The organism is Arthrobacter sp. NPDC056493, assembly GCF_042795115.1.
Classification (GTDB): domain Bacteria; phylum Actinomycetota; class Actinomycetes; order Actinomycetales; family Micrococcaceae; genus Arthrobacter.
On sequence record NZ_JBHTSL010000002.1, the window covers coordinates 33,056 to 56,446 of the forward strand.

Here is a 23,391-nt window from a genome sequence, read left to right on the forward strand (position 1 = left end):
GACGATCATGACGCACCTGCCAGGGCTGCCCGGGACCTCTTGGCGCCGAGGACCAGCAGGAGGAGGGTGACCAACGACAGCACCAGCACCGCCACGGGCGGGGACCACATTTGGGCGAACACCATGGCCGTCGACACGATCGTGGACAGGGCCAGGCTTGACGCCACGGCGATGGAGATGGTCAGCGGGAGGGTGCTCTGCGCGGCCGAGCGGTGGGCGCCGGCTCCGTCGGCGTCTCCCTCGGCTTCCGGATCTGCGGAGCCGAACCGGAGGTAGAGAACCAGGGCTGTTCCCGGGCCGGCGAGCATCAGGAGGCCGATGACCACCAGCCGCAGTGCCTCCGGACCGAAAAACGACAGCGGCACCGCGGCGACGGCGAAGGCCGCCACGACCCATGCGATGTATCTGCGATCAATTGCCATTGCCTGCTCCTTGGATGTGGAAGACCACGCCACCGGCGTTCTCGAACAGCTTTGACCAGCCGGGCGAACTGCCGCAGGTGGCGATGAAGCGGTCAAGATCCCCCGAAGGCGTTGTTTCGAGAAGGTCCGCGGCCTCCTTCTGGCTTGTGGTGACGATCAGGTACGCGCCGGCCTTCTGGGCGATCCTGTCGGCTGCATCGCAGGTCAGCGGTTCCGCGCCCGGCTTCGGCTGGGCCATGGTCAGGGCCCGGTAGTCGTAGTCGGCGTACTTCTGGAACTGCCACGGAGTGTTGTGGACCGCCTCGATGAGGATCGAGCCGTCGGGGGCCGTCGCGTAGAGCTGCTTGACCAGCGCGATTTCATCGGGCGTGAACTTCTCCATGCTGTCGTTGCCGTACCGCGTGACCATGGTGATGGACGCCAGGACAGACCCCATGGCCAGCAGGGCCAGCGCGCGCCGCCAGCCGGGGCCGCCCCGGCGGTCCGGCATGAGCGTCAGCACGGCCAGGCAGGCAGCGAACGGCAGGCTGAACAGGTAGAGGCGCATCATCAGCTCGCCCCCGTAGGGCTGGCCGGGGATCAGAAGCAGCGGGGCCAGGGCGCCGAGCGCGGCGGTGAGCCAGGCGGCACGCCGCCGGTGCGCCAGGAACGCCCCAAGGGCGGCGAGGAGCCACACCAGCGCGACTTCGGCCAGCCGCATGTAGACCACCAGCACGTGCGAATCGCTGCCGACTACCCGCTCGGACAGCGCGCCAAGCGTATGCGCCTCGACATCGCCGAACGAGCCGAACAGTTGGGTCAGATGGCCATCAAAGAAGTCCTTTGCCACGAATACCAGCCATCCGACAGGCAGTACCACGGCGAGGATCGGCAGCGACGGCATCCGGAGCCGGCCGCTCAGGAGGAACAGAGCCAGGATCGGGATGGCGGCGAACGGCGTGAGCTGGTGGGACGCCGTAATGGCCACGAGGAGTCCCGCGCTGATGACCAGCAGGATGGCCGTGTCCACTGGCGGCGGGCTGGACATGCCCTGGTGGGGCACGGTGGGATCCAGGCGGGTGGCACTCCGTGCCAGGAACTGGGTAAGCCGGTTGCTGCCTGTCGGCCAGGCCCAGCCGCTGAAGGCGCTCAGCAGGCATGCCAGCAGGGTGACCAGGAGCAGGAAGGCGTACGCCTGGGGCGCGAGGTAGTCCTGCCCCACCCAACTGGTCAGGTAGAAGAGCCAGACGCCCGCCCATGCCTGCCGCGGCTGCGAGGTCAGTCGCCGGGCCAGGGCCAGGAGCGGTGCCAGCAGCAGCAGATTCATTCCCAGGGGCGCCCAGGTGGCGAGGCCCATCAGGTCACTGACGCCGGTGGCGCCGGACAGCTGGACCAGCAGGTCGAAGAACCCGGGCCAGTTAAAGTAGGCGTCCAGGTTGGTGTCCAGCCGGCCGGACTGTGCGATGTAGTCGGCGATGCCAAGGTGCCGGTAGCTGGCTTGCAGGCGAGGCAGGCCGTGAATGATCGGATCGGCGGAATGCAGGATCACCACGAGCACCAGTACCTGCGTGGCCAGCAGCACGGGGGTGTGCCGGCGCAGGTTCAGTGTGGCTACGAACCCGGTCAGGCTCAGGAAGATGGCAACGAAGAAGGCCGGCGGCACCGCCTCCACGAGCCCGGTCCCGCCGATCCGTGCAGGATCGACGGCGAGCAGACTCCAGATCCCGAGGGTAAGCGCCGCCGCCGCCAATGCGGCCAGCGTGATCAGCTTCCAGGGCGGCGTGGGGCCATGATGTACGACGGCGGGCGGTTCCGTCCCGCCGTGCCTGGCACCACTGTGCTTGGTTTCGGCGTGCTCGCCGTGCTTGGTTTCCCCGTGCTTGGCTTCGCTATGCCGGGGGTCGTGGTGGCCGTTGCCGTGCTGCGTTTCCCCGTGTTTGGGTTCTGCGTGCCGGTGCGGGGCGTGCGAGGGAGGCGCGGGCGTTGGTGGAGCCGGCGGCGGTGGAGCCGCCGGTGCCGTGGACGTCGGTTCGGGTGTCATGGCTTCTCACTTCCGGTCGGCTGGCGGAGGGCCGCTGGTGCAACCTTGACCGGTTCAGCGGCGGGCATGGGGTGGGTCAGCCTCCTGAGGCGCCAGGCGGCCATCAGGGCTGCTGCGGCCTGGGCGGCGGCCCAGAGGGCCGAGACGCCGGTGAGGCCGAACTGTTGGGCGGTGAAGGCGGCCGGGGCCACGATGAGGACAGCGGCTGACACCGCCACGGCCGTGGCTTCGGCAAGCCGTCCCTCGGCCCGGCACACGCCGAAGTAGACCTGGGTGACGCAGCCCAGCAGCAGGGCGGGCACCAGCATGGGGAGCAGGATGGCAGCCACAGCGTACTCCGGCCCAAGGAAACGAAGAAGGTAGGGGCCGGCTGCCAGCAGCAGCAGACCGGCTGCCAGTGTGAGGCCGAGGCTGGTCTTGAGCGCCGAGGAGACAAGTCCGGGCCGGGACCTGCCGCCGGCCAGTGCGGTCTGCAGCGAGAGCCCTGCCGACTGCGGCACAAAGAACACCGCGGACGCCATCATCCACAACATGTACCAGGCCGCCGTTGCGGCGGGGCCGAGGACGGCGGCGACGATCAGCGGAAGGAGGTAGCCGGGGGCACGGTCGGCGAGCATCAGGGCATGGTTCGGGAGGCCGGGCTTCAGCAGGCGCAGGGCCGGCCGGGGCCTGAGTCCGTGCTTCCAGTCCGGCGACACCCCCGCACGGTTGAGCTGGCGCAGCCCGAGGACCACACTGGCCATGGCGCCGGCGCCAACAGCTCCGACCACAACGGCTTCTTCCCGGATTCCGGTGGCCAGCGCAATACCCAGTACGGCCAGCTGAACCACACTCTGGGCAAGGCTCCTGACCAGGGCGCGGTCGGAGCGTTCCTGTGCCACGCCCACATGATCCAGCTGGTACGCGGTCGCGGCAAACAAGGCAGTGGCGGCGAACAACCCCGTCACGAGCGGATCATTCCAGGCCAGCCCCAGGCCGGACCCCAGGGCATGGGTCACGGCAACTAGCGCGCCGGACACAACCACTGTGGAAACCCCGACGCTGAGGAGGCTGCTGGCAATCAGCCGCCGGCCGCCGTCGGACTGTTCGGGAAGCAGGGTGAGCGTTGCTTGCCCTACCCCAAGCATTCCCAGTTGCACCGTCAGGAGCGCTGCGGCCACCACGGCGGATCCCATGCCGAGCTGCTCTGGAGGCAACATGATCGCCGCCAATGCCCAGAACAGGAACCCGGTGACCATCGGTGCCACACGCGCGGCCGTCAGCCAGGCTGCGTTCCCGCCCACGGAGAGGCCCGTGCCGGGCGGGCGCAGCAGTTCGCCGAACATCGATCTGTAGTTGTAGAGCAGGAAGCAGACCCAGTAGGCGAGGAAACGGGGCGCATGCAGCAGCGACAGGCCGACTCCCCGGATCGTGGCCAGCAGCGGCAGCACCAACAGCCAGCCGCCGCGGCCCGGGTGCTTGCGGATGGTGCGGGCCAGTCCGGCTCCGTCCTGGAGCCACTGGTCGCGCGCGGCGTCGAAGGAGTCCATAAACCGGTGCCGCACCGCTGTGGTGCTGGAAACGCCTACCCGGTAGCCGGCGTCTTCAAGCCGGATCCTGAGCTCGATGTCCTCGCCGGAGCGGAAGGTGTCGTCGAATGGCACGGACAGCAGGACCTTCCGGCGCATGAGGGTGGCGCACACGCCGAACCATGAGCGGACCCTGCTGTGGATGTGGTGCCAGGCCAGGGCGGCACCCCAGTACCCTGGACCGTCCGCTTCGCTGACCAGGTCGAACTGCAGGCCGTCGTAGCCGCAGGCCTTGAACTCGTCCAGGAGCCCGCCGAGGGCACCTGGCGGCAGGACGACGTCGGCATCGATCAGCGCAACGAGGTCGGAGCAGGCGTTCTCGACGCCGAGCATCCGCGCTGCCGGCAGCCCGCGGCCCTCGTCGGAGATGACCCGGGCGCCCATGGAGCGTGCGATCTCCACCGTGTTGTCCGTGGAGCAGCCGTCCACCACGATGATCTCGCGCGGTTTTTCGGCGCGGATGGATTCCAGGCATTCGCCGAGCCAGTGGGCTGCGTTCCGCGCGGGAACCACCACGGACACCTCGAGGTCGCTCACGTGGGCGCCCATGTTACTCCTCCAGCTTGGAGCTGATCAGGCCGGCAACGTAGTCGGACGTCCGGTCGGCGGACCACGAGGCGGGGATCCGGAGCAGGGAACAGGGCACGTCGTCCAGTGCCCGGCGCACCACGGCTGCCTTCTGGCTGAAGAATTCCTCCAGCGGCACCAGCCCTGTCGCGCCGAGGGCCTCGATCAGCCGCCGTGACACGACCGGGAGCTCCGAATGGAAGTTCCCGACGATGCGGGAGGTCATCCATTCCTGGCTGCGGGTCTCCAGGCGGGCTTCGGAACCGTCATACCGTTCAAGGAAAATGGCCAGCCGGGTGAGCGCCGCCGAGGAGATGCCGTCCTGCCCGAAGACCAGCTCCGGATGGACCATGCGGTGCTCCGGGGACCAGCGGCGCGTGAAGGCGGCGGTCTTCGGATAGCGGACGATCACCGGATGGACGGCCGTGGCGAGGTGGGCCACCGTATTAGTGAGCCAGCCCGGTGCGAGGGGCTTGCGGGCGCCGCTGAAGACCTCGGGGTAGATCCTGCGATGGTGCGGCTTGAGGAACATCGGCTTCGCGTAGCCCATGAGCATGCCGTCGGCATCCAGGAACGCCCAGTCATCGGCCATGAAGCGCACGCCGGGCATGGCTACAAGTTTCGCGACCGTGCTGGTCTTGCCCACGCCGCCCCACGCCGGAAGGAGGACCCCCGAACCGCGGAAGTCGACCACGGCAGCGTGGATCATGGCGGCGTTCTCCCGGATGCACAGCCGGTCCAGCAAGGGAATGACGGCGGTCAGCAGCTCGCCGCGGCCCCGCACCGAGTAACCGTCGCGGGTTTCCTGGACCTGGACGCGGTCAGCCGGGATGTAGAGCGACTCCGCCGTGAACCGGTAGGCATCCTCGGCGTGCGACTGGTCCGCTACCTCCGCCGTATCGGCGCTAACATGCAGCCGGAGCGGTGCCCGGGACGGACCCAGGAACGGTGCGAGCATGTCCCGCAGCTGTGCTTCGCCGGGGGTGCCGGGGGCCACGTCGATGCCCACGAGGCCGTGGACATCGAAGCTGGTGCCAGTGGACGGGAGCGAATCCCGCAGGAATTCTTTTTCGGACTGACTCATGCCCCGTGGCCTCCAGCGGTCTCGTTGGTCCCGGCCATCTGGGCAGGGGTGTACTGCGGGTACATCCGGATCATTTGACTTCCCTCCAGCTGACGTGTGGCTCGTGCGGCGCGAGTCCCGCGTTCGCCGGATCGAGGGGCATGCGGCGTCCCCGGATGTACCCGCAGGTTGTGACGGCCAGCACTGCGACCATGGCCGCTGCCCGGCGCAGGCCGGCGGAATCCGTTCCCCGGATCCTGCCCGCTATGCCCGATGCGACGGCACGCGGCAGCACGCTGCGGACGTACCGGCGCTCGGGCCCCAGGGCGCGCTTGTGGCCGACGATCTTGCTGACCATGGCTTTTGATATCCCCTCGGACCAGGCCCGCCGCAGCATGTAGCTGAGCGTGCCCCGCTGGGCGGGAACATAGTGGTTCACCAGCGCGGCCGGCTCGTACACCACCCGGCCTCCGGGCGAACCGATGACCGCCCGGATGCAGATCTCCGTCTCCTCGCAGCCCAGGGGCAGCGAATTCTGCCGGCCCAGCGCAGTGTTGAATCCTCCCACCACCTGCAGAACCTGGGAACGGAAGGACATGTTGGCGCCGATGACGTTGCGCACTTCGGCCGCCACCTTGGGCAGGCCGCGGTGCGTGCAGCCGATGATCCAGTCCAGCTCCTCGCCGAAATAGTCCGGCCGGCTTGTTTCCCAATCCGGCAGGACGCGTCCGCCCACGGCCAGCACATCGGGGTCGTCGTAGAGGGCCGTCAGCCGCTGCAGCCAGTCCGGGGCCGCCACCGCGTCGTCATCAAGGAAGGCAACGACGCCGGCCGTCGCCGCCGCGGCGCCTGTGTTCCGAGCTCCGGAGAGGCCTTTGGGGCCGGTGTTCTCCAGGATCACCACATCATCGACCGTAAAGATGAGCCGTTTGTAGAGGTCCACGTTGTAGTCCACCACCAGGATCGTCTGCTGCGGCGGGACGGTTTGGGCGCGGACGGATTCGACGGCGGCCATCAGCCGGTCCCACCGGTCTTCCGTGTAGGAGCAGATCACCACCGAAACGGCCGGGAGCCCTTCAGCATGGTTCACCTTAATCACCCGCTATCAGGCCAAGGACGGTTGCCGGATCCGTCGGAATGTGGGGGAGGGTCAAGCTGGGGTACCTGTATTTCACGCGCCTGAGCGACTCGGGCCGGGCACCGGCCGTGGGTGCTTCCCAGCCCACGCATTCACGGGCCAGGGTCCGCAGTACCCGCCATCCGTCGCGGAAAGTATGAAGATTGGAGTTGCCGGAGATCCGGTTCAGTTCGTTGCTGGGCACCTCGGCGATCCGCAGGCCTGCCCTGGAGGCACGGACGATCAGCTCGGTTTCAATTTCGAACCCTTCCGATTTCAGTTCAAGGATCTGCAGGCACTCCCGCCGCATGGCGATGTAGCCGTAGCAAAGATCCGAGTAATTGCTGTGCAGGACAAGGTTGGCCAGCCGGGTCAGGGTCCGGTTGCCGGCGCTGCGGAGCAGTGTGATGTCCTCGGAACCGCCGCCTGTGACATACCGGGAGCCCTTGACGAAGTCGAACTCATGCTGGAGAGGTGAAATGAACCAGCCAATTTCCTGCGGATCCATGCTTCCGTCGGCGTCCAGCATGACAATGATGTCCCCGGATGCCGCAGACAGCCCGGCCCGGACGGCGAAGCCTTTGCCTGCCTGGGGCTCGGAGACCACCACGACGTCCAGGCGCAGCGCGCGGGCCACGTCGACGGTGCTGTCCAGGGAACGGCCGTCGACAATCACCACTTCGTCCACATACGAGGGCATGCGTCGAAGGACCCATGGGAGGTTAAAGGCTTCATTGAGGGTGGGGATTACCACGCTGATGGAGGCCAGGGGAACCGGTATCACATTTGGTGCACGAACAGATGAAACTTGTATAGGGATGGTCACTAGCCTCACCACTCATCGGAGTCGTATGCCTATGCCCCTCCCGAGCAGCCTCCCCGGCTGGATACGGGAAATAGAAGCGCCTGCTGCTGCGGTACTGGCAACTTTGCTTGCACTCCCCCTCGGAACATGTTCGGCCCGCCAACTTGTAAAAAGCTTGGGATCGCTTGAAGTAACCCCAGTTTTAGGGGTCGCAGAATCCTTGGATGCAGCAGTCACGGGTGCCACACTTGCCCCATGGTTAACTCAGCCCACGGCAGGCACCGTGGGCGCCGCACTTTGCCCGGACCCGCCGGGCGGCTGGCTGTGCTCGCGGCGGTCGCGGCGCTGACGGTTTACGGGACGGTGGCCACTGAAGCGCAGCGGCTCCAGGCGGACCGGCCTGCAGCAGCAGAACCATCGGCCACCGATCCGACTGCGGCGTCAGCGGCCGGATCCACTGCGTCTGCACCTCAGGGAACGGAAACGGGCGCTGCCAAGCCCGCCCCGCCGTCGCCATCCAGGCCGGCGCCTTCCCGGGCCGCGGCCCGGGCAACTGGCCCATCGGTCGCCGCGCCGCCCTCAACCGCCGCCCCGGTGGCACCGCCCGCACCCAAACCACTGACCGCGAAGGTGCCCGCAGTTGACCCGTTGCTGCAGGAACTGCCCACGGGCGACCTGCCCGGGTGGAAACAGGTGTTCCGGGAGGACTTCAACCAGGGGGACGTGCCCGTTGGCGGATTTCCGGGACCTGCCTACGCCGCGAAGTGGAGCGCCGGCTATGTGGACGGCACGCCGGACACAGCCGGTCAGCGGGGTGCGAAGTCCGGCTACTACCCCTCCAAGGTGCTCAGCGTGCAGAACGGCATGCTGGACTGGTACCTGCACACGGAGGACGGTGTTTCGATGGGGGCCGCACCCACCCCGAAAATTCCGAACAGCAGCACCAACCCGCACCGGGACAACAGCCTCCTCTACGGGAGGTTCTCGGTACGGTTCAAGGCCGATCCGCTGCGCGGCTTCAAGACGGCCTGGCTGCTGTGGCCGGACAGCGGGATCTGGCCCCGTGACGGCGAACTCGACTACCCCGAGGGGGACCTCTCAACGAAGTTCTACGGCGCCGTGCACAAGATGGGGAACGACCCCTACGCCACGGACATCATCTACTCAGACACCACCTTCACGCAGTGGCACGTGGCCACGATGGAGTGGAGCCCGGGCAAGGTCGAGTTTTTCCTCGACGGCCGCTCGCTCGGGGCGGGAACCTCACTGACCCCCAACATCCCCATGCACTACATTCTGCAGACCGAGGCCTGCCTGTTCGGCTGCCCGAAGCCGGAGACGGCGGGGCACGTCTACCTGGACTGGATCGCCATCTGGAAACGGGCCTAGGGGGCCGGTCCGCCGGCCCGGCAGTCTCCGGGCCGGCTACTTCCGTCCGATCTCGAACGTGTCCGTAAAGGAGTAGCCTGCCGCCGGAACGAACCGTGCTGAGAGCCGGTCCGCGGTGGCCGTCACATCCAGGGTGCCGAGGGCGGCGTCCCGGTTTTTCCCTGACCAGGTGGCGAAGTAGGGGGCTTCGGGATCCTGGTCGTGCACCTCGTAGAGCCCCACACCGCCGGTGCCCACAGTGGCGAAGACGGTTCCGGCGCCCTGGACCATGGGGCCGTTCGAGTCGGCGAGGCAGCCGCCGGAGAACGTGTCCGGCACCAGCGCCGGGCAACCCTGGCCGGCACCCAGTTGGTGGCTTCGCTGGTAAATGTGGTCGTGCCCCGTCAGCACCAGGTCAGCCTTCTTGTCGATGAGCAGGTTGGTGAAGTCGCGCCCGGCCTGGCAGCCGTATTTGCCCACGCTGAGGCACGGGGTGTGCATGCCCACGACAGTCCACGGGATGTGCTTGGACTTCGCGCCGTCAAGCGCGGCCGCGGTCCACTGCCAGCGCTCGCTTCCCCTGGAGTAGTCCAGGGTGTTTCCGTCGTGGAATTCGATGCCGGGGGACACCATGATGAAACGCACCAGCGGATTCCGTTCCGGGTAGTCCGCGTACCACTGGATTCCGTACTCCCCCTGAAGTCCGGAGAGTCTGTTGGGCAGGCAGTTCACGATGTTGGCGATGTCGCCGTCGTGGCCGTCGCTCTCGTGGTTTCCCGTGACAACCTGGTAAGGAAAGCCACCGCCCAGCTTTCCGGTGACCATGTCACAGAAGTCCTGCTCGCGCCCTGCCTCGTAGGAGAAGTCGCCCAGGGCCAGGTTCAGCTCAGGACGAAGGCCGCGAATCGTGTCCAGAACGTCCCTTGCCCCCGTGCTCAGCCCGATATCGCCCTGGGCCGTGAAGTGGACAGACCCTGGCTCGGGGGAGGCAGGGGGCTCAGCCGGGGAAGGCCGCGTGGGGGAGGACGTCCCTGGCGGGGAGGGAACCGCCGGGCTGGAAGGCTCTGCCGTTGCCGGCGGCCGGGACGTGCCGGGTGAAACCGGCCCCCCGGACGACGGCGGGGGCGCGGGCGGGCCCGGCTGGCATCCGGTGAGCAGCAGCGCCAGCCCGAGAACGGCGGCCCGTATCAGGCCAGCCCATCCACGCTGTTTCGACGGTCCGGTCATGGTCCCTCACATCACGGAACTGAGCCTGTTGCCGCTGCAGGCTGGGGAACAGGAAGTACTGCTAGGCCTCAGGGTAGTGCCCGCAATACCGCCGTGCCAGACACCGGTCCCGGCCCGGATGGCAGTGACAGGCTTCGTAATGAATATGACAAATTCTGTCACTGCACGTACGCTCGCAGCCGGACCTCTCGCACCCAACGCTAAGGAGCCCCACATTGAAGATCGCAAAAATCCTGGCTGCGGCCGCGGCCGGTGCGGCGCTGCTGGCTCCCGTTCTCTGCGCCCTGCCGGCCCAGGCCACCGCGGCCCAAGGCGTGCCCGTCAAAGAGGTGCCGGCGCCCCATGATGGCGGCACCTTCAGCAGGGATATAGCCGGTGGCGGTACCACCACAGTTTCAGCCGCCCCCTTCGCGGCGCAAGTTTCCTTCGACGCCGCAGGCACCAATGTGCAGTGCACCGGCAGTCTGATCGCTGCCAGCTGGGTCATCACGGCCAAGCACTGCAACTCCACGAGCCTGAGGTCGGTCCGGCTGGGTACCAGCTACCTCGGAGCCGGGGGTGTGGTCCGTACGGTCGCCGGGCGCTACCCCGCACCTGCCGGCGATGTCCTGCTGCTGAAGCTGGCCACGCCGTACTACGGCTCCTACGTGGGCCTGTCCGGTTCCTTTCCCGCCACCGGAACCACCGCCAGAGTGTATGGCTGGGGGTATCAGTCCGAGGGATCCGGTGCCATGTCCTACTACCTCAAGGCGGCGGACGTCTCGGTGGTGTGGCAGGGTGTGGACAACTATGGCGGCCCGTCTGTCCGGACGAGGTCGGAAAGCGGCCACACGCTCGACGGCGACTCCGGCGGCCCGCTGGTCGTGAACGGCAAGCTTGCAGGCGTCCTGTCCACATCGGACATCCTGCCGGCCCCGAACCCTTCGAGTTACACCGGCTACTACAACGACCACGCCTCCGTGGTGCGCAACCTCGCCTGGATCACCAGCGTCTCGGGGGTCCGGGGCTCCTAGCGGGTTACATTCCGGGCAGGTCGAGGGTCTCGTACACCTGGATGCTGGCGCCGGGCATCATGAGGTGCGGGTGCCCCTCGAGCAGGGCCAAGGCGCCGTCCATGTCCTCGGCCTGCAGAATGCCGTAGCCGCCCACGCTGGTGTTCGTGTCCGAGGTGCCCGACTGGCTGACCTCCTTGCCTGCGCCCAGGGGTTGGCCCATGTCCACGATGCCGCTGCCGGCCCGGGATGCCCACTCCATCCACGCCTTCATGCCTTCCTGGGCGGCCTCGGGGGAACTCTCCGCCATCTGGGATTGTGCCGACTGCGGTGCGTTGTAAAGAACTACAAACTTCTTCATTGCCGGTCCTGTCTCTGGGGTAGTGGCAGCCACAGGTTGATCCTAGGGGGATTCGGCCGGCGGCGATACAGTTCAAGGGCCACCGTTCACGGAAAATTCGCCCGTCCGCAAGAGGTGCATTTCGCTGTGGGAAAACCTGGCCGTGAGGACCTGAAAAAGCAAAGTTGAGCGTAGTAGACTCAACTCATCTAAACCGTCTTCGAAAGGAGCTCTCTTTGGACGTCAAATTCACCACCAAGAGCCAGGAGGCTCTTTCGGCTGCCGCCATGAATGCCTCCACGGCAGGGAACCCGCAGGTGGAACCCGCACACCTGCTCAAGGCGCTGATGGATCAGCGGGAGGGTGTCGCCGTGGCGCTCCTCCGCGCCACCGGAGCCGATCCGGACGCCGTCAGCGTGCAGTCCAGTACCGCCATCAAGGCCCTGCCCGCCACGTCGGGAAGCTCGGTCCAGCAGGCCCAGCTCTCCCGGCCTTCCCTGCAGGCGATCCAGAACGCCCAGAACGAGGCCGACAAGCTTGGTGATTCCTTCGTCTCCACCGAGCACCTGCTGCTGGGTCTTTCGGCCGGAAGCGATGGCGTGGGCAGGCTGCTGCGCGACGCCGGCGCGTCCCATGAGGCGCTGGCGGCCGCCCTGCCAAGTGTCCGCGGCGACCGCAAGGTCAGTTCGCCCGACCCCGAGAACACCTTCCAGGCCCTGGAAAAATTCGGCACTGACCTCACCGCCGTGGCGCGTTCCGGGAAGCTCGATCCGGTCATCGGCCGTGACAGCGAAATCCGCCGCGTGGTGCAGGTGCTCAGCCGCCGGACCAAGAACAACCCCGTGCTGATCGGCGAACCGGGCGTCGGCAAGACCGCCGTCGTCGAGGGCCTGGCCCAGCGGATGGTCGCGGGCGACGTGCCGGAGAGCCTTCGGGGCAAGACCCTGATCTCCCTGGACCTGGCCTCCATGGTTGCCGGCGCCAAGTACCGCGGCGAGTTTGAGGAGCGGCTCAAGGCCGTCCTTGAGGAGATCAAGAACTCCGACGGCCGGATCGTGACGTTCATCGATGAGCTGCACACCGTGGTGGGTGCCGGTGCCAGCGGCGAAAGCGCCATGGACGCCGGCAACATGCTCAAGCCCATGCTGGCCCGCGGTGAGCTGCGGCTGATCGGCGCCACCACGCTCGACGAATACCGCGAGAACATCGAGAAGGACCCTGCCCTGGAGCGGCGCTTCCAGCAGGTGTACGTCGGGGAGCCCAGCGTGGACGACACCATCGGCATCCTCCGCGGACTGAAGGAGCGGTACGAGGCCCACCACAAGGTTGCCATCGCCGACTCCGCGCTGGTGGCTGCCGCGACGCTCTCCAACCGCTACATTTCCGGCCGGCAGCTGCCGGACAAGGCGATCGACCTCGTCGACGAGGCCGCCTCCCGGCTGCGCATGGAGATCGACTCCGCCCCGGAGGAGATCGACCAGCTGCGGCGCGCCGTCGACCGGCTCACGATGGAGGAACTCGCCCTGCAGGGCGAGACCGACGCTGCGTCCGTGGAGCGGCTTGCTGCCCTGCGGGCCGACATGGCGGACAAGAAGGAGCAACTGGCCGGCCTCAACGCCCGTTGGGAAGCCGAGAAGGCCGGCCTGAACCGCGTGGGCGACCTGAAGGCAAAGCTGGATGAGCTGCGGTCCACGGCGGACAAGGCACAGCGCGAGGGTGACCTGGAGACGGCGTCCCGGATCCTTTACGGCGAAATTCCGGCCCTGGAGCGCGAGCTGAGCGACGCCGCCGAGGCCGAGGCCGCCGTCGCGGACAAGTCCGCCCTGATGGTGGCTGAAGAGGTCACCGCCACCGACATCGCCGAGGTCATCGCCGCGTGGACCGGCATTCCGGCCGGCCGCATGCTGCAGGGCGAAAGCCAGAAGCTGCTGCACATGGAGGAGGAGCTCGGCAGGCGGCTGATCGGCCAGTCCAAGGCCGTTACCGCCGTATCCGACGCCGTGCGCCGCGCCCGGGCCGGCATCAGCGACCCCAACAGGCCCACCGGTTCCTTCCTGTTCCTGGGTCCTACCGGCGTCGGCAAAACCGAGCTCGCCAAGGCGCTCGCGGACTTCCTGTTCGACGACGAACGCGCCATGGTGCGGATCGACATGTCCGAGTACAGCGAGAAGCACTCCGTGGCGCGCCTCGTCGGTGCGCCTCCCGGCTACGTCGGCTACGAGGAGGGCGGCCAGCTCACCGAGGCCGTCCGACGCCGGCCGTACTCGGTGGTGCTGCTGGACGAGGTGGAAAAGGCCCATCCCGAGGTGTTCGACATCCTGCTGCAGGTGCTCGACGACGGCCGCCTCACCGACGGCCAGGGCCGCACGGTGGACTTCCGCAACGTGATCCTGGTGCTCACCTCAAACCTGGGCAGCCAGTTCCTCGTGGACCCGACGCTCGATGCGAACGCCAAGCGCAACGCGGTGATGGCCACGGTGAACGCCTCCTTCAAGCCGGAGTTCCTGAACCGGCTGGACGAGGTGGTGCTGTTCGATCCGCTGTCCGTCGATGAACTGGCCCGGATCGTCGAGCTGCAGGTGGCGGAGCTGGCCAAGCGCCTGCATGAGCGGCGGCTCGCGCTGGAGGTCACCGAAGGTGCCCGCTCGTGGCTGGCGATGTCCGGCTTCGATGCTGCGTACGGTGCCCGGCCGCTGCGCCGCCTCGTGCAGCGCGAAATCGGCGACCGGCTGGCGAAAGCCATCCTGGCCGGTGAAATCTCCGACGGCGACACCGTGCTGGTGGACACTGCCGCGGACCTCGGGGAACTCACCGTGGAGGGCCTGGAGGCACTCTCAGGTCTCGACGGCGGCCCTCCCATGGGCAGCGGACTCACCGTCCGCCGCCGGGACTAGCGGGACGGGAGCAGGCTTGCCTTGATGATGTTGCCGGATGCGGTGACGTAGCAGTCCACGCGGCGGTCGCCCTTGCCCCAGCTGGCCGTGCTCGGGTAAGCGAGCCGGTAGTTCAGGTTGTAGGCGTTGGACTTCTCTGTCAGGGCCGCCGTCTGGCACGTCTCCCTGGCCCTGGTCTTCAGGGCGTCACGGCCCGGGTACCCGTCACTGCCGGCGTAGTGGGTGACCGCCACCAGTTGGGCGGAATGATCGGTGGTGCACGCAACGATCGTGGACTTGGATGCCTCGGGGTCGAAGTCCCTGAAGCAGTCGCCTACCCGGAAGTCCAGCGGACCCACGCTGGCCAACGGCAGGCTGGGGCGGGGAGACGCGGCCGGCGGGGCGGGGGAGGGCTCCGCCGCTGCCGCTTCGGGCCGGTTGGCCGCCTGCATGGTGGCAGTGGCGAGGAGTGACGTCAGGAGCCATACGAGCAGGCCGCCGGCCACCAGCAGCGCAGCCACAAAGCCGGCTTTGAGTAGGGTTTGCCGGACCTCGGGCCGCGCGAGCCGGGAGCGGATCGACCCGGTGAGGCTTTTGGGTTCTGCCGGTCCGCGTGTACCCGGGTCGGGCTGCACGGTGATAACGCGGGCCGGCCCGCGTTCCCCGTCGTGACTGGGATCGTTGTCATTCATATGGGGCGGCACCCCTTCCAGGCGGTCGCTCGGCGTCGGGCATCCGGCAAATATTGCGTTTCCGCGGTGTGGCCCGTGCGGCCGGTAACCGGATTCCCCCGCTCGCTTAATTTCAGTCGTTCAGGAGACTCTATCGAACAAAAAAACTGCGCGAGCCCCGGATTGCCGCGGAGAAGCGGGCTGCGGCGGCCTCCGGCGGCCCGCGTGGCAAGCAGATGCCGCCGAAAGCATGTAATCTAGGGATACGACAAATTGACCAAACATTCCGGGGCCTCACCGATCGCCAAAGGTGACCACCTCCGGTCCAAGTACAAAAGGGGGTCACGCCATGGGGCGCGGCCGTCAAAAGGCAAAAGCTACCAAGCAGGCTCGGGACATCAAGTACTACTCCCCGAACACCGATTATTCGGCCCTACAGCGTGAGCTCACGGGTCCGGGAAGTCGTGCCACGAGCCATTTCGCGAATGAACCGGTCGAGCCGGACTATTCAGCCTACGTGGATAAGTACGCGGACGATTTGGATGAAGACGACGACGAGGTAGACAGCCGTCGTATCGGTTAGTCGTTCCCGCTGAACTGCCGTCAGGCAGTTTTCTGCACGGCGCCGTCGTACACCTCCTGGGTATTTCCCGCATTCGGGTTGCCCGCTCCAAGGTGTCGCAAAAATTATCAGGCCCGTTGGGCACGCCAGTCTTTGGCGTGCCCAACGGGCCTTTTGCGTTCTTCATGCAGCCGTGCCCTCAAGGACTTAGGCTGGAGGAAACTCAGCCAACGAAAGGTACGGACGCATGGTTCAGCGCAGCGGGTACACCCTCGGAGAGCTCTGTTGGGCGGACGTCCAGACGCCGGATGTGGCTGCCGCCAAGGCGTTCTACGCCGCTGTTTTCGGGTGGCGCTACGAAGACCTGCCGACTCCGGACGGCCGCAGCTACGCCAAGGCCTTCCTGGATGACGACCTCGTGGCCACGGTGGCACCGCAGCCGCAGCAGGGCGAAACAAAGCGGCCCGCGCAGTGGAACGTCTACTTCGCCACGGATGACGCCCGGTCCACCGCGGAGGAAACCGCCCCCGCCGGCGGCACGGTGCAGTTCGGACCGGAGGACATCGGGGACACCGGCACCATGGTGTTTGTGGAGCCGCCGGGCGGCGGCGCCACCGGTGTATGGCAGGCCGGTACCCACCCGGGCAGCGGGCGGCACAACGAGCCAGGCGCGTTCACCTGGGCGGAACTGATCACGCCCGAGCCGCAGGCCGCCGTCGGATTCTTCCAGCAGCTGTTCGGGCACGAGGTAACCGAATACCCGCAGGACGACGGCGGAACCTACACCACGCTGATGGTGAACGGCGCGGAGGTGGCTGGCATCGCCCCTGCTCTGGAAGAGGACGGGGACGACGATGACGGCGAGCCCGGAAGCCGCGGCTGGCAGGTCTACTTCGGCGTCTCCAGCGTCAAGGAAGCGGTGCTGTCGGCCGTCTGTGCCGGAGCCGAGGTGCTGGTGGAGCCGGAATTCGACGACGACGGCGGCACCATCGCCACCCTGAAGGACCCGCAGGGCGGCGTATTCAGCGTCCTGGAGGTCTAACAGCAGCACTCTTAAACGCCGAATGCTCCGTAACTGCCCTTATGAGGGTTCTAAACGGCAGTTACGGAGCACTCGATGGGATAGTTACGCGTAGGCGTTGACCAGCTGGACTGCGCCGCCGTCCACGCCCTTGGCGCCCTGGACGTAGTCCGGGCCGGTCTTGACCACATCATCGGAATCGGCGCTGACGGAGCCCATGATCCAGGACGGCAGGCCGCGCTCGTTCAGGCGGGCCACGGCAGCGTCTGCGGCTTCGGCGGAAACCACTGCCACCATGCCGACGCCGAGGTTCAGCGTGCGCTCCAGGTCGGGCAGCGGCACGCGGCCCAGTTCGGAGACCAGCTTGAAGATGGCGGGCAGCTCCCAGGTGGAGCGGTCAACGGTGGCCACAAGGCCCTGCGGGAGGACGCGGGCCAGGTTGGCGGCCAGGCCGCCGCCGGTGACGTGGCTGAAACCGTGCACGGCCTTGTCCGCCGTGACAGGGAAGGCCCGCGCCAGGTCCAGGCAGTCGGCGGCGTAGACGCGGGTGGGTTCCAGGAGTTCCTCGCCCAGCGTGCGGCCGAGTTCGGAGACCTGGCGGTCCAGGGCCCAGCCGGCGTGGTTGATGACGCGGCGGACCAGCGAGTAGCCGTTGGAGTGCAGGCCGGAGGAGGCCATGCCGATCACTACGTCGCCGGCGCGGACGCGGTCCGGTCCGAGCAGCGCGTCAGCTTCCACAACGCCGGTGGCGGCACCGGCGACGTCGTACTCGTGCTCGCCCAGCAGGCCGGGGTGCTCGGCGGTTTCGCCGCCCACCAGCGCGGTGCCGGCCACGGAGCAGGCGGCAGCGATGCCGCGGACGATGTCCGCGATGCGCTCCGGTACAACCTTGCCGCAGGCGATGTAGTCGGTCATGTACAGCGGCTCTGCGCCCACCACCACGATGTCGTCAACCACCATGCCCACAAGGTCGTAGCCGATGGTGTCGTGGATGTCCATGGCCTGCGCGATGGCCACCTTGGTGCCCACGCCGTCGGTGGACGTGGCGAGCAGGGGCTTCTTGTAGGTCAGGAGCCTGGAGACGTCATACAGGCCTGCAAAACCGCCGACGCCGCCGATCACCGACGTGTTGTGGGTCGCCTTGACGGCGTCCTTCATGAGTTCGACGGCGCGGTCGCCGGCCTCGACGTCCACACCGGCGGCCGCATAGGTGATGCCGGTGTTGTTCTGGGCAGCATTCATGTCAGCAGTGGAGGAAGCGGAAGTCATCAGGACTCTTTCTTGTCAGCGCCGACGGTCGCAGCGTCGTGGTGGAGATCGGGCACGCGGTCGGCGTCGGTGAGCAGGTTCTCGAGCTCGGAATCCGGCCCCGGGTCACAGCCGGTGGCACCCGGCTTTTCCGCGGGATCCTCGGTCACCGGGATGCTGTCCGGGTTGCCCGGGGTGGCAGCAGCCGGTTCGATGGCGGCTTCAGCGGCGGCGTCCGCATCCGAGGCGGCGGCGGGGGCGGCGCCGGACACGGCGGGCAGTCCGCCCAGGTCCGTGCGCTCCAGCAGGTTCTTACCGAGCTTGTCCGCGCCGGGGAGCTCGATGGGGTATTTGCCGGTAAAGCAGGCAGTGCAGAGCCGTTCGCGCGGCTGCCGGGTGGCGTTGATCATGCCGTCCTCGGAAATGTAGGCCAGCGAGTCGGCGCCGATGGCCTGGGAGATTTCCTCGATGGTGGCGCCGTTGGCGATCAGCTCCGCGCGGGAGGCGAAGTCGATGCCGTAGAAGCAGGGCCACTGCACGGGCGGGGAGGAGATCTTCACGTGCACGGATGCGGCGCCGGCTTCGCGGAGCATCCGGACGATGGCGCGCTGGGTGTTGCCGCGGACGATCGAGTCGTCCACCACTACAACGCGCTTGCCGCGGATCACGGACTCGAGGGCGTTGAGCTTGAGCCTGATGCCCAGCTGGCGCAGCGTCTGCGAGGGCTGGATGAACGTGCGGCCCACGTACGAGTTCTTGACGAAGCCGTGGGCGAAGGGGATGCCGGATTCCTCGGCGTAGCCCACCGCCGCGGGGGTGCCGGACTCGGGGACGGGAATGACGATGTCCGCTTCCTGGGTGTTTTCGCGGGCCAGCTGGCGGCCCATCTCCACGCGGGATTCGTACACGGACCGCCCGGCGATCGCGGCGTCGGGGCGCGCGAGGTAGACGTATTCGAAAACGCAGCCCGCTGGCGTCGGGTCCGCGAAGCGCTGGGACCGCACGCCCTGCTCGTCGATGGCGATGAACTCGCCGGGCTCGATCTCCCGGATGAAGCTCGCGCCGACGGTGGCGAGGGCGGACTGCTCGGAGGCCACCACCCAGCCGCGTTCCAGCCTGCCCAGGCAGAGCGGGCGGATGCCGAAGGTGTCGCGGGCTGCGTAGAGCGTGCCCTCGTCCATGAATACGAAGCAGAAGCCGCCGCGGATCTTGGGAAGGAGTTCGACGGCGGTCTCCTCGAGGGTCTTGCCCTCTTCGCCTTCCAGCAGTGCTGTCACCAGGGCGGTGTCCGAGGTGTTGCCCTGCTTCATTTCGCCGCTGAGCTGGCCGCCGTTGCGCTCCTGGATCATGGCGTTCAGTTCGGCCGTGTTGGTGAGGTTGCCGTTGTGCGCCAGGGCCACCGTGCCGGTGGCGGTGGCGCCGAGCGTGGGCTGCGCGTTTGCCCAGTGGCTGGCGCCGGTGGTGGAGTAGCGGCAGTGGCCGACGGCCAGGTGCCCGGTCAGGGTGTTAAGCGTGGTCTCGTCGAAGACCTGGGACACGAGGCCCATGTCCTTGTAGACGTTGATCCGCTTGCCGTCGCTGGTGGCTATACCAGCCGACTCCTGACCGCGGTGCTGCAGCGCGTACAGCCCGTAGTAGGTAAGTTTTGCTACTTCTTCACCTGGTGCCCAGACGCCGAAGACGCCGCAAGCGTCCATCGGGCCTTTTTCGCCAGGGAGAAGATCATGAGAAAGTTTTCCATCGCCGCGTGCCACTGGTCGATTATCTCACGTCATGGGGTAGGGAAATTCCGGCCGCCGGATTATGACCGCGGGCCGGGCCCGCCGCCGTCGTCCGTGGTCCGCTCCGGCGCAGTGCCGGATTCGGTGCCCGGGGCGGGATGTTCCGTGCCGGGGGCGGGATGTTCCGCTTCGGGCACTGCTTCGACGACGCCGCGGCGGGCGCGGCGCACGCTGGCCCGGTCCAGCACCAGGGCGGCAATTGCGCCGAGAATCACACCGGCCGCGGCGCACGGCACCATGAAGAAGCCGTACACGGCGCCTCGGTCGTAGCTGGCATCGCCGGGCAGTGCGTACGCAATGACCGCCGCCGCGGCGAAGCCCACCAGCCCGCCCAGGATCAGGAAGGGAACATACTTGGGGGCGCGCCGGACGGTGATCTCGCGCCGTTCAGGAATTTCGCGCTGTTCGGGGGTGGGCTGGTCGGAAGACATGCCATCTAGCCTACTGTCATCCACGCTGCCGGCCCGCCCCCGCGGCTTCAGGCCAACACCGTTCAGGCCTGCGGCCCCGCCGGCACCAGCCGCTGCCGCTGTTCACCCAGGAGGTTCCCGCCGGACATCCGCATGACGTCCCCGGCCTGCAGGTACGGGAAGCGGCCGGACAGTGCCACGCCTTCCGGGGTGCCGGTGGTGATGAGGTCCCCGGGTTCCAGGACCATGTACTGCGACAGCCGGCGGACCAGTTCGGCGGGCCCGAACACCATGTCCGCCGTCGAGCTGTCCTGGCGGACCTCGTCGTTGACCCAGGAAGACAGACGGATATCGTCGGGCTGAACTGCTGCGGCGGGCACCAGCCACGGCCCCACCGGGTTGAAGGTGGGGCAGGACTTGCCCAGCGACCACTGCGGCCCGGAGTGCTCCAGCTGGTACTCGCGCTCGGAGACATCGTTGGACAGGACGTAACCCGCGATGCACCCTGCAGCTTCGGCGTCGGACGACAGGTAGCTGGCACGCCGGCCGATGACCACGCCCAACTCCACCTCCCAGTCCACCCGCTGCGCCCCGGGCGGGATGACGACGTCGTCGTCGGGGCCCACCACGGTGTTGGGATGTTTGAAGAAGATGATGGGCCGCTCCGGCACGGGCAGGCCGGATTCCGCGGCGTGCGCGGCGTAGTTCAGCCCCACGCCGATCACGGCGCCGGGCCTGGCGATCGGCGCGCCGATCCGTTTGCCGTCGACGCTCACCCGGGGAAGCCCGCTCAGGTCCAGGTCCGGCAGCTGGCCGGCCCAGGCCTGCAGGAAGTTCCCGTCAATGTCCTGGGTGACCGGCCGCAGGTCGTAGGCCTGGCCCTCGTCGTCGATGATTACCGGGACCTCGTTGCCCGCGGGGCCAATGCGCATCAGCCGCATTCTGTCTCCTTTCAGCTGCCGCGGTAGGTGGAGTAGGCGAACGGGCTCAGCAGCAGCGGCACATGGTAGTGCTCGGTGCCGGTGACCTCGAAGACCAGGTCCACCTCCGGGAAGAACGTCGTGCCGCCCTGCCGGGCGTAGTAGTCGCCGATGGCGAAGTTGAGCCGGTAGTTCCCGGGCGCCAGGACCTCCGGTCCCAGGTCCTTCGCGCGGCCGTCCGAATCGGTGGTGCCGCCGCCCAGCTTTGTCCAGCTGCCGCCGTCGTTCGCGTAAAGCACGACGGCGATACCCGCCGCCGGGCGTCCGGCGCCGGTGTCCAGGACGTGGGTTGTCACGTGGGAAACGCTCATTCGCTGATCACTCCCTCCAGGCGGAGCAGCGCGATTTCCCGCAGCTGCTGCGCGACGATGGCGTCTTCCTGCGCCGGGGTGTTGGCCAGGCGCCCGTTCAGCGCTGCCAGGATTTCGGGGGCGGTGCGTCCGGCGGCGCGGATCAGGAAGACCCGGCCGAATTTTTCCTCGTACGCGCGGTTGCCGCGGGCCAGGGCGTCGGCCACCCCGGCGTCGGCAGGGTCCACGCCTGCCTGCTCGGACCGGGACATGGCGGCCTCGGTGGTCTGCGCGGCGGGGCGTTCGCCGATCCTCGGATGGTGTGCCATGGCGCCTTCGACCTCATCCGGAGTGAAGGGCGCCGCGGCGGCACGGGCTCCGTCGAAGAGCTCCTGGCGGGAGGCGAACGGGCGCGCAGCGGCGATCTGGTCCACCCAGCGCGGGACGTCGATGCAGGGACGCAGGACTGCGTTCGCAGCGTCCCTGTCCGCGGCATTGAATTCGGCAAGCTTCACGTTGTGATCCTCAGGCAGATGCTGGCATCCATGGTGACGGCTATGCGGAGGGCCGGATACTCTCCCGGCGATCGCCACCCCCATCCGGGAGGGCGAGTTCCGCATCATGGAACTGTTATTTCAGCATACGTAATAGTGAAGCCGAGCAGGTCCGCCGGTGTCAAGAGACTACAGCAGGGGGTGAGCTTGGCCGGATAGTATCGGCGTCGGGGGGACTTGACGCTGGGTCGGAGTCCCGCATGGGGTTAGGGGACGGATGAAAGGCACCAGCGCTCGGACGCTCCCGGAGCAGGACGGTGACCGGCAGGCCGCGCTCCAGGCGTACGGGCTGCTGGGCGACAGGGAAGTCAGCGCCCTCCCACCCGTCGGCGGCCCCTCCCACTATGGCACCGCCCGCACCGACGCTGCCCGCAGCGCCCTGGACAACCTCGTGGACCTGGCGGCCAAGCTGTGCCACGTGCCCTTCAGTGTGGTGAATGTGATTACCGCGGACCAGCAGCGCCAGATCGCGGCGTCGGGCGTCGAACCGGGCATCTGTTCCCGTGAAGACTCGATGTGCGCCCGCGTCTTCCTGACCCGGGAAACCACCGTCGTCAGCGACGCGTCCACGGACCCGCGCTTCGCGAACAATCCGTTTGTGACCGGCGAGATCGCGCGCGTCCGTTTTTACGCCTCGGTGCCGCTGGAAACCGCCTCGGGCTTCGTGTTGGGCTCGCTGTGCGTTTTCTCCGATGCACCCGCAAACCCCGGGCCGGAGCAGATCCACATGCTGGAGCTCCTCGCCCAGCAGACCGTGGAGCTGCTCGAACTCCAGCACAGGACGCTGCAGCTGAACGTGGCGCTGGATGAAGTGCGGCGGAGCAACGCCAAACTGGGCGAGTTCGCGGGCCGCGTCAGCCACGACCTGCGCATTCCGCTGACCACGATCCTCGGCTATGTGGAACTGAGCGAGGACGATCCGGACATGCCGCCGGAGCATCCGGCCGCCGAGTACGTCCAGCTCATCGGCGCCAGCGGGCGGCGCATGCTGGCCATGCTCGAGGATGTTCTGGACTATTCGAAGGTGGGCGGTGCCCTCCATCCGCAGCCCGTCTCTTTGCGCGGGGCCGCCGCGGACGTCGCGCGGGACCTTGGCATCCCGTTCGGAGCCGGAGCCACGCTGGACTCCGACGACGCGCAGCTGCACGCCGATCCGCTCCAGCTGCGCGCACTGCTGCAGAATCTGCTCGCCAACTCGCTGAACTACCGCAGCCCGGAACGTCCCCTGGAAATCCGGATCACGGCGGTCTCCAACTATCACGGGACCGCGGTCCTGGTTGCGGACAACGGCAAGGGAATCAGGCCGGAGGACAGGCAGCGCGTGCTGGAGCCGCTGGTCCGACTGCACCGGGACGGGGACGGCCCGGGATCCGGGCTTGGCCTGGCCACCTGCAGGCGGATCGCGCAGGCACACGGGGGTGACCTGACGCTGACGGAGAGCCTCGGCGGCGGAACCACCGTGGTGCTGACGTTCCCCGCCGCCCCGTGAGCGGCGCCGTGGGCCGCCGCGGC

21 protein-coding genes are annotated in these 23,391 nt (G+C 67.7%); 6 read left to right on the plus strand and 15 right to left on the minus strand.

Features of this window, described 5'->3' with window-relative positions; all coding sequences use genetic code 11:
* Nucleotides 1-5: 5 nt before the first annotated feature.
* From ACFQ50_RS01095 to ACFQ50_RS01120, 6 genes are all read right to left on the minus strand, one after another.
* Nucleotides 6-422, minus strand: a complete 417-nt coding sequence (locus ACFQ50_RS01095; protein WP_377993681.1) for a hypothetical protein — start codon at nt 420-422, stop codon at nt 6-8.
* Nucleotides 412-2,442, minus strand: a complete 2,031-nt coding sequence (locus ACFQ50_RS01100; protein WP_377993682.1) for a hypothetical protein — start codon at nt 2,440-2,442, stop codon at nt 412-414. The genes ACFQ50_RS01095 and ACFQ50_RS01100 overlap by 11 nt, the downstream gene beginning before the upstream one ends.
* Nucleotides 2,439-4,559, minus strand: coding sequence for a glycosyltransferase (locus ACFQ50_RS01105; protein WP_377993683.1), 2,121 nt, complete (start codon nt 4,557-4,559; stop codon nt 2,439-2,441). Before ACFQ50_RS01105 ends, ACFQ50_RS01100 begins: the two co-directional genes overlap by 4 nt.
* Nucleotide 4,560: 1 nt before the next feature.
* Nucleotides 4,561-5,661 carry a hypothetical protein gene (locus ACFQ50_RS01110; protein ID WP_377993684.1) on the minus strand — a complete coding sequence of 367 codons (1,101 nt, stop codon included), beginning with the start codon at nt 5,659-5,661 and terminating at the stop codon, nt 4,561-4,563.
* A 70-nt stretch (nt 5,662-5,731) separates the two neighbouring features.
* Complete coding sequence (locus tag ACFQ50_RS01115) at nt 5,732-6,730, minus strand: glycosyltransferase (RefSeq protein WP_377993685.1); 999 nt, start codon at nt 6,728-6,730, stop codon at nt 5,732-5,734.
* Between the two features lies 1 nt (nt 6,731).
* Nucleotides 6,732-7,595 carry a glycosyltransferase family 2 protein gene (locus tag ACFQ50_RS01120; RefSeq protein WP_377993686.1) on the minus strand — a complete coding sequence of 288 codons (864 nt, stop codon included), beginning with the start codon at nt 7,593-7,595 and terminating at the stop codon, nt 6,732-6,734.
* Nucleotides 7,596-7,817: 222 nt separating this feature from the next.
* Here ACFQ50_RS01120 and ACFQ50_RS01125 point away from each other — a divergent pair, with 222 nt between their 5' ends.
* On the plus strand, nt 7,818-8,951 hold the full coding sequence (locus ACFQ50_RS01125; RefSeq protein WP_377993687.1) for a glycoside hydrolase family 16 protein: 1,134 nt from the start codon (nt 7,818-7,820) through the stop codon (nt 8,949-8,951).
* A 36-nt stretch (nt 8,952-8,987) separates the two neighbouring features.
* On the opposite strand, the gene ACFQ50_RS01130 is transcribed toward ACFQ50_RS01125, so the two are convergent.
* A complete protein-coding gene (locus tag ACFQ50_RS01130; RefSeq protein ID WP_377993688.1) occupies nt 8,988-10,157 on the minus strand; it encodes a metallophosphoesterase in 1,170 nt (389 codons plus the stop codon).
* 215 nt (nt 10,158-10,372) lie between these two features.
* Here ACFQ50_RS01130 and ACFQ50_RS01135 point away from each other — a divergent pair, with 215 nt between their 5' ends.
* Nucleotides 10,373-11,170, plus strand: a complete 798-nt coding sequence (locus ACFQ50_RS01135) for a S1 family peptidase (protein WP_377993689.1) — start codon at nt 10,373-10,375, stop codon at nt 11,168-11,170.
* Between the two features lie 4 nt (nt 11,171-11,174).
* On the opposite strand, the gene ACFQ50_RS01140 is transcribed toward ACFQ50_RS01135, so the two are convergent.
* Nucleotides 11,175-11,510 carry a hypothetical protein gene (locus ACFQ50_RS01140; RefSeq protein ID WP_306926337.1) on the minus strand — a complete coding sequence of 112 codons (336 nt, stop codon included), beginning with the start codon at nt 11,508-11,510 and terminating at the stop codon, nt 11,175-11,177.
* Between the two features lie 215 nt (nt 11,511-11,725).
* Here ACFQ50_RS01140 and clpB point away from each other — a divergent pair, with 215 nt between their 5' ends.
* Entirely contained in the window at nt 11,726-14,383 is a 2,658-nt protein-coding gene (gene clpB / locus ACFQ50_RS01145; RefSeq protein ID WP_377993690.1) for an ATP-dependent chaperone ClpB, read from the plus strand.
* Here clpB and ACFQ50_RS01150 read toward each other — a convergent pair.
* On the minus strand, nt 14,380-15,054 hold the full coding sequence (locus ACFQ50_RS01150; RefSeq protein WP_377993691.1) for a septum formation family protein: 675 nt from the start codon (nt 15,052-15,054) through the stop codon (nt 14,380-14,382). The two genes, clpB and ACFQ50_RS01150, sit on opposite strands and share 4 nt — an antisense overlap.
* Nucleotides 15,055-15,382: 328 nt before the next feature.
* On the opposite strand from ACFQ50_RS01150, the gene ACFQ50_RS01155 reads away from it, so the two are divergent.
* A complete protein-coding gene (locus tag ACFQ50_RS01155) occupies nt 15,383-15,616 on the plus strand; it encodes a DUF3073 domain-containing protein (protein ID WP_003803040.1) in 234 nt (77 codons plus the stop codon).
* Between the two features lie 226 nt (nt 15,617-15,842).
* Nucleotides 15,843-16,637: a VOC family protein gene (locus ACFQ50_RS01160; RefSeq protein WP_377993692.1), complete on the plus strand. Its 795-nt coding sequence runs from the start codon at nt 15,843-15,845 to the stop codon at nt 16,635-16,637.
* A gap of 84 nt (nt 16,638-16,721) precedes the next feature.
* Here ACFQ50_RS01160 and purM read toward each other — a convergent pair whose 3' ends face one another.
* From purM to uraD, 6 genes are all read right to left on the minus strand, one after another.
* Nucleotides 16,722-17,885 carry a phosphoribosylformylglycinamidine cyclo-ligase gene (purM, locus tag ACFQ50_RS01165; protein ID WP_377993693.1) on the minus strand — a complete coding sequence of 388 codons (1,164 nt, stop codon included), beginning with the start codon at nt 17,883-17,885 and terminating at the stop codon, nt 16,722-16,724.
* Entirely contained in the window at nt 17,885-19,618 is a 1,734-nt protein-coding gene (purF, locus tag ACFQ50_RS01170) for an amidophosphoribosyltransferase (RefSeq protein ID WP_377993694.1), read from the minus strand. The genes purM and purF overlap by 1 nt, the downstream gene beginning before the upstream one ends.
* 47 nt (nt 19,619-19,665) lie before the next feature.
* Nucleotides 19,666-20,076 (minus strand): hypothetical protein, encoded by a 411-nt coding sequence (locus ACFQ50_RS01175; protein WP_377993695.1) that lies wholly within the window; start codon nt 20,074-20,076, stop codon nt 19,666-19,668.
* A 62-nt stretch (nt 20,077-20,138) separates the two neighbouring features.
* Complete coding sequence (locus ACFQ50_RS01180; RefSeq protein WP_377993696.1) at nt 20,139-20,996, minus strand: fumarylacetoacetate hydrolase family protein; 858 nt, start codon at nt 20,994-20,996, stop codon at nt 20,139-20,141.
* A gap of 11 nt (nt 20,997-21,007) precedes the next feature.
* Nucleotides 21,008-21,346 carry a hydroxyisourate hydrolase gene (gene uraH / locus ACFQ50_RS01185; RefSeq protein ID WP_377993697.1) on the minus strand — a complete coding sequence of 113 codons (339 nt, stop codon included), beginning with the start codon at nt 21,344-21,346 and terminating at the stop codon, nt 21,008-21,010.
* A complete protein-coding gene (gene uraD, locus ACFQ50_RS01190) occupies nt 21,343-21,840 on the minus strand; it encodes a 2-oxo-4-hydroxy-4-carboxy-5-ureidoimidazoline decarboxylase (RefSeq protein WP_377993698.1) in 498 nt (165 codons plus the stop codon). The genes uraH and uraD overlap by 4 nt, the downstream gene beginning before the upstream one ends.
* A 256-nt stretch (nt 21,841-22,096) precedes the next feature.
* Here uraD and ACFQ50_RS01195 point away from each other — a divergent pair, with 256 nt between their 5' ends.
* Complete coding sequence (locus ACFQ50_RS01195; protein ID WP_377993699.1) at nt 22,097-23,368, plus strand: ATP-binding protein; 1,272 nt, start codon at nt 22,097-22,099, stop codon at nt 23,366-23,368.
* Nucleotides 23,369-23,391: the final 23 nt, after the last annotated feature.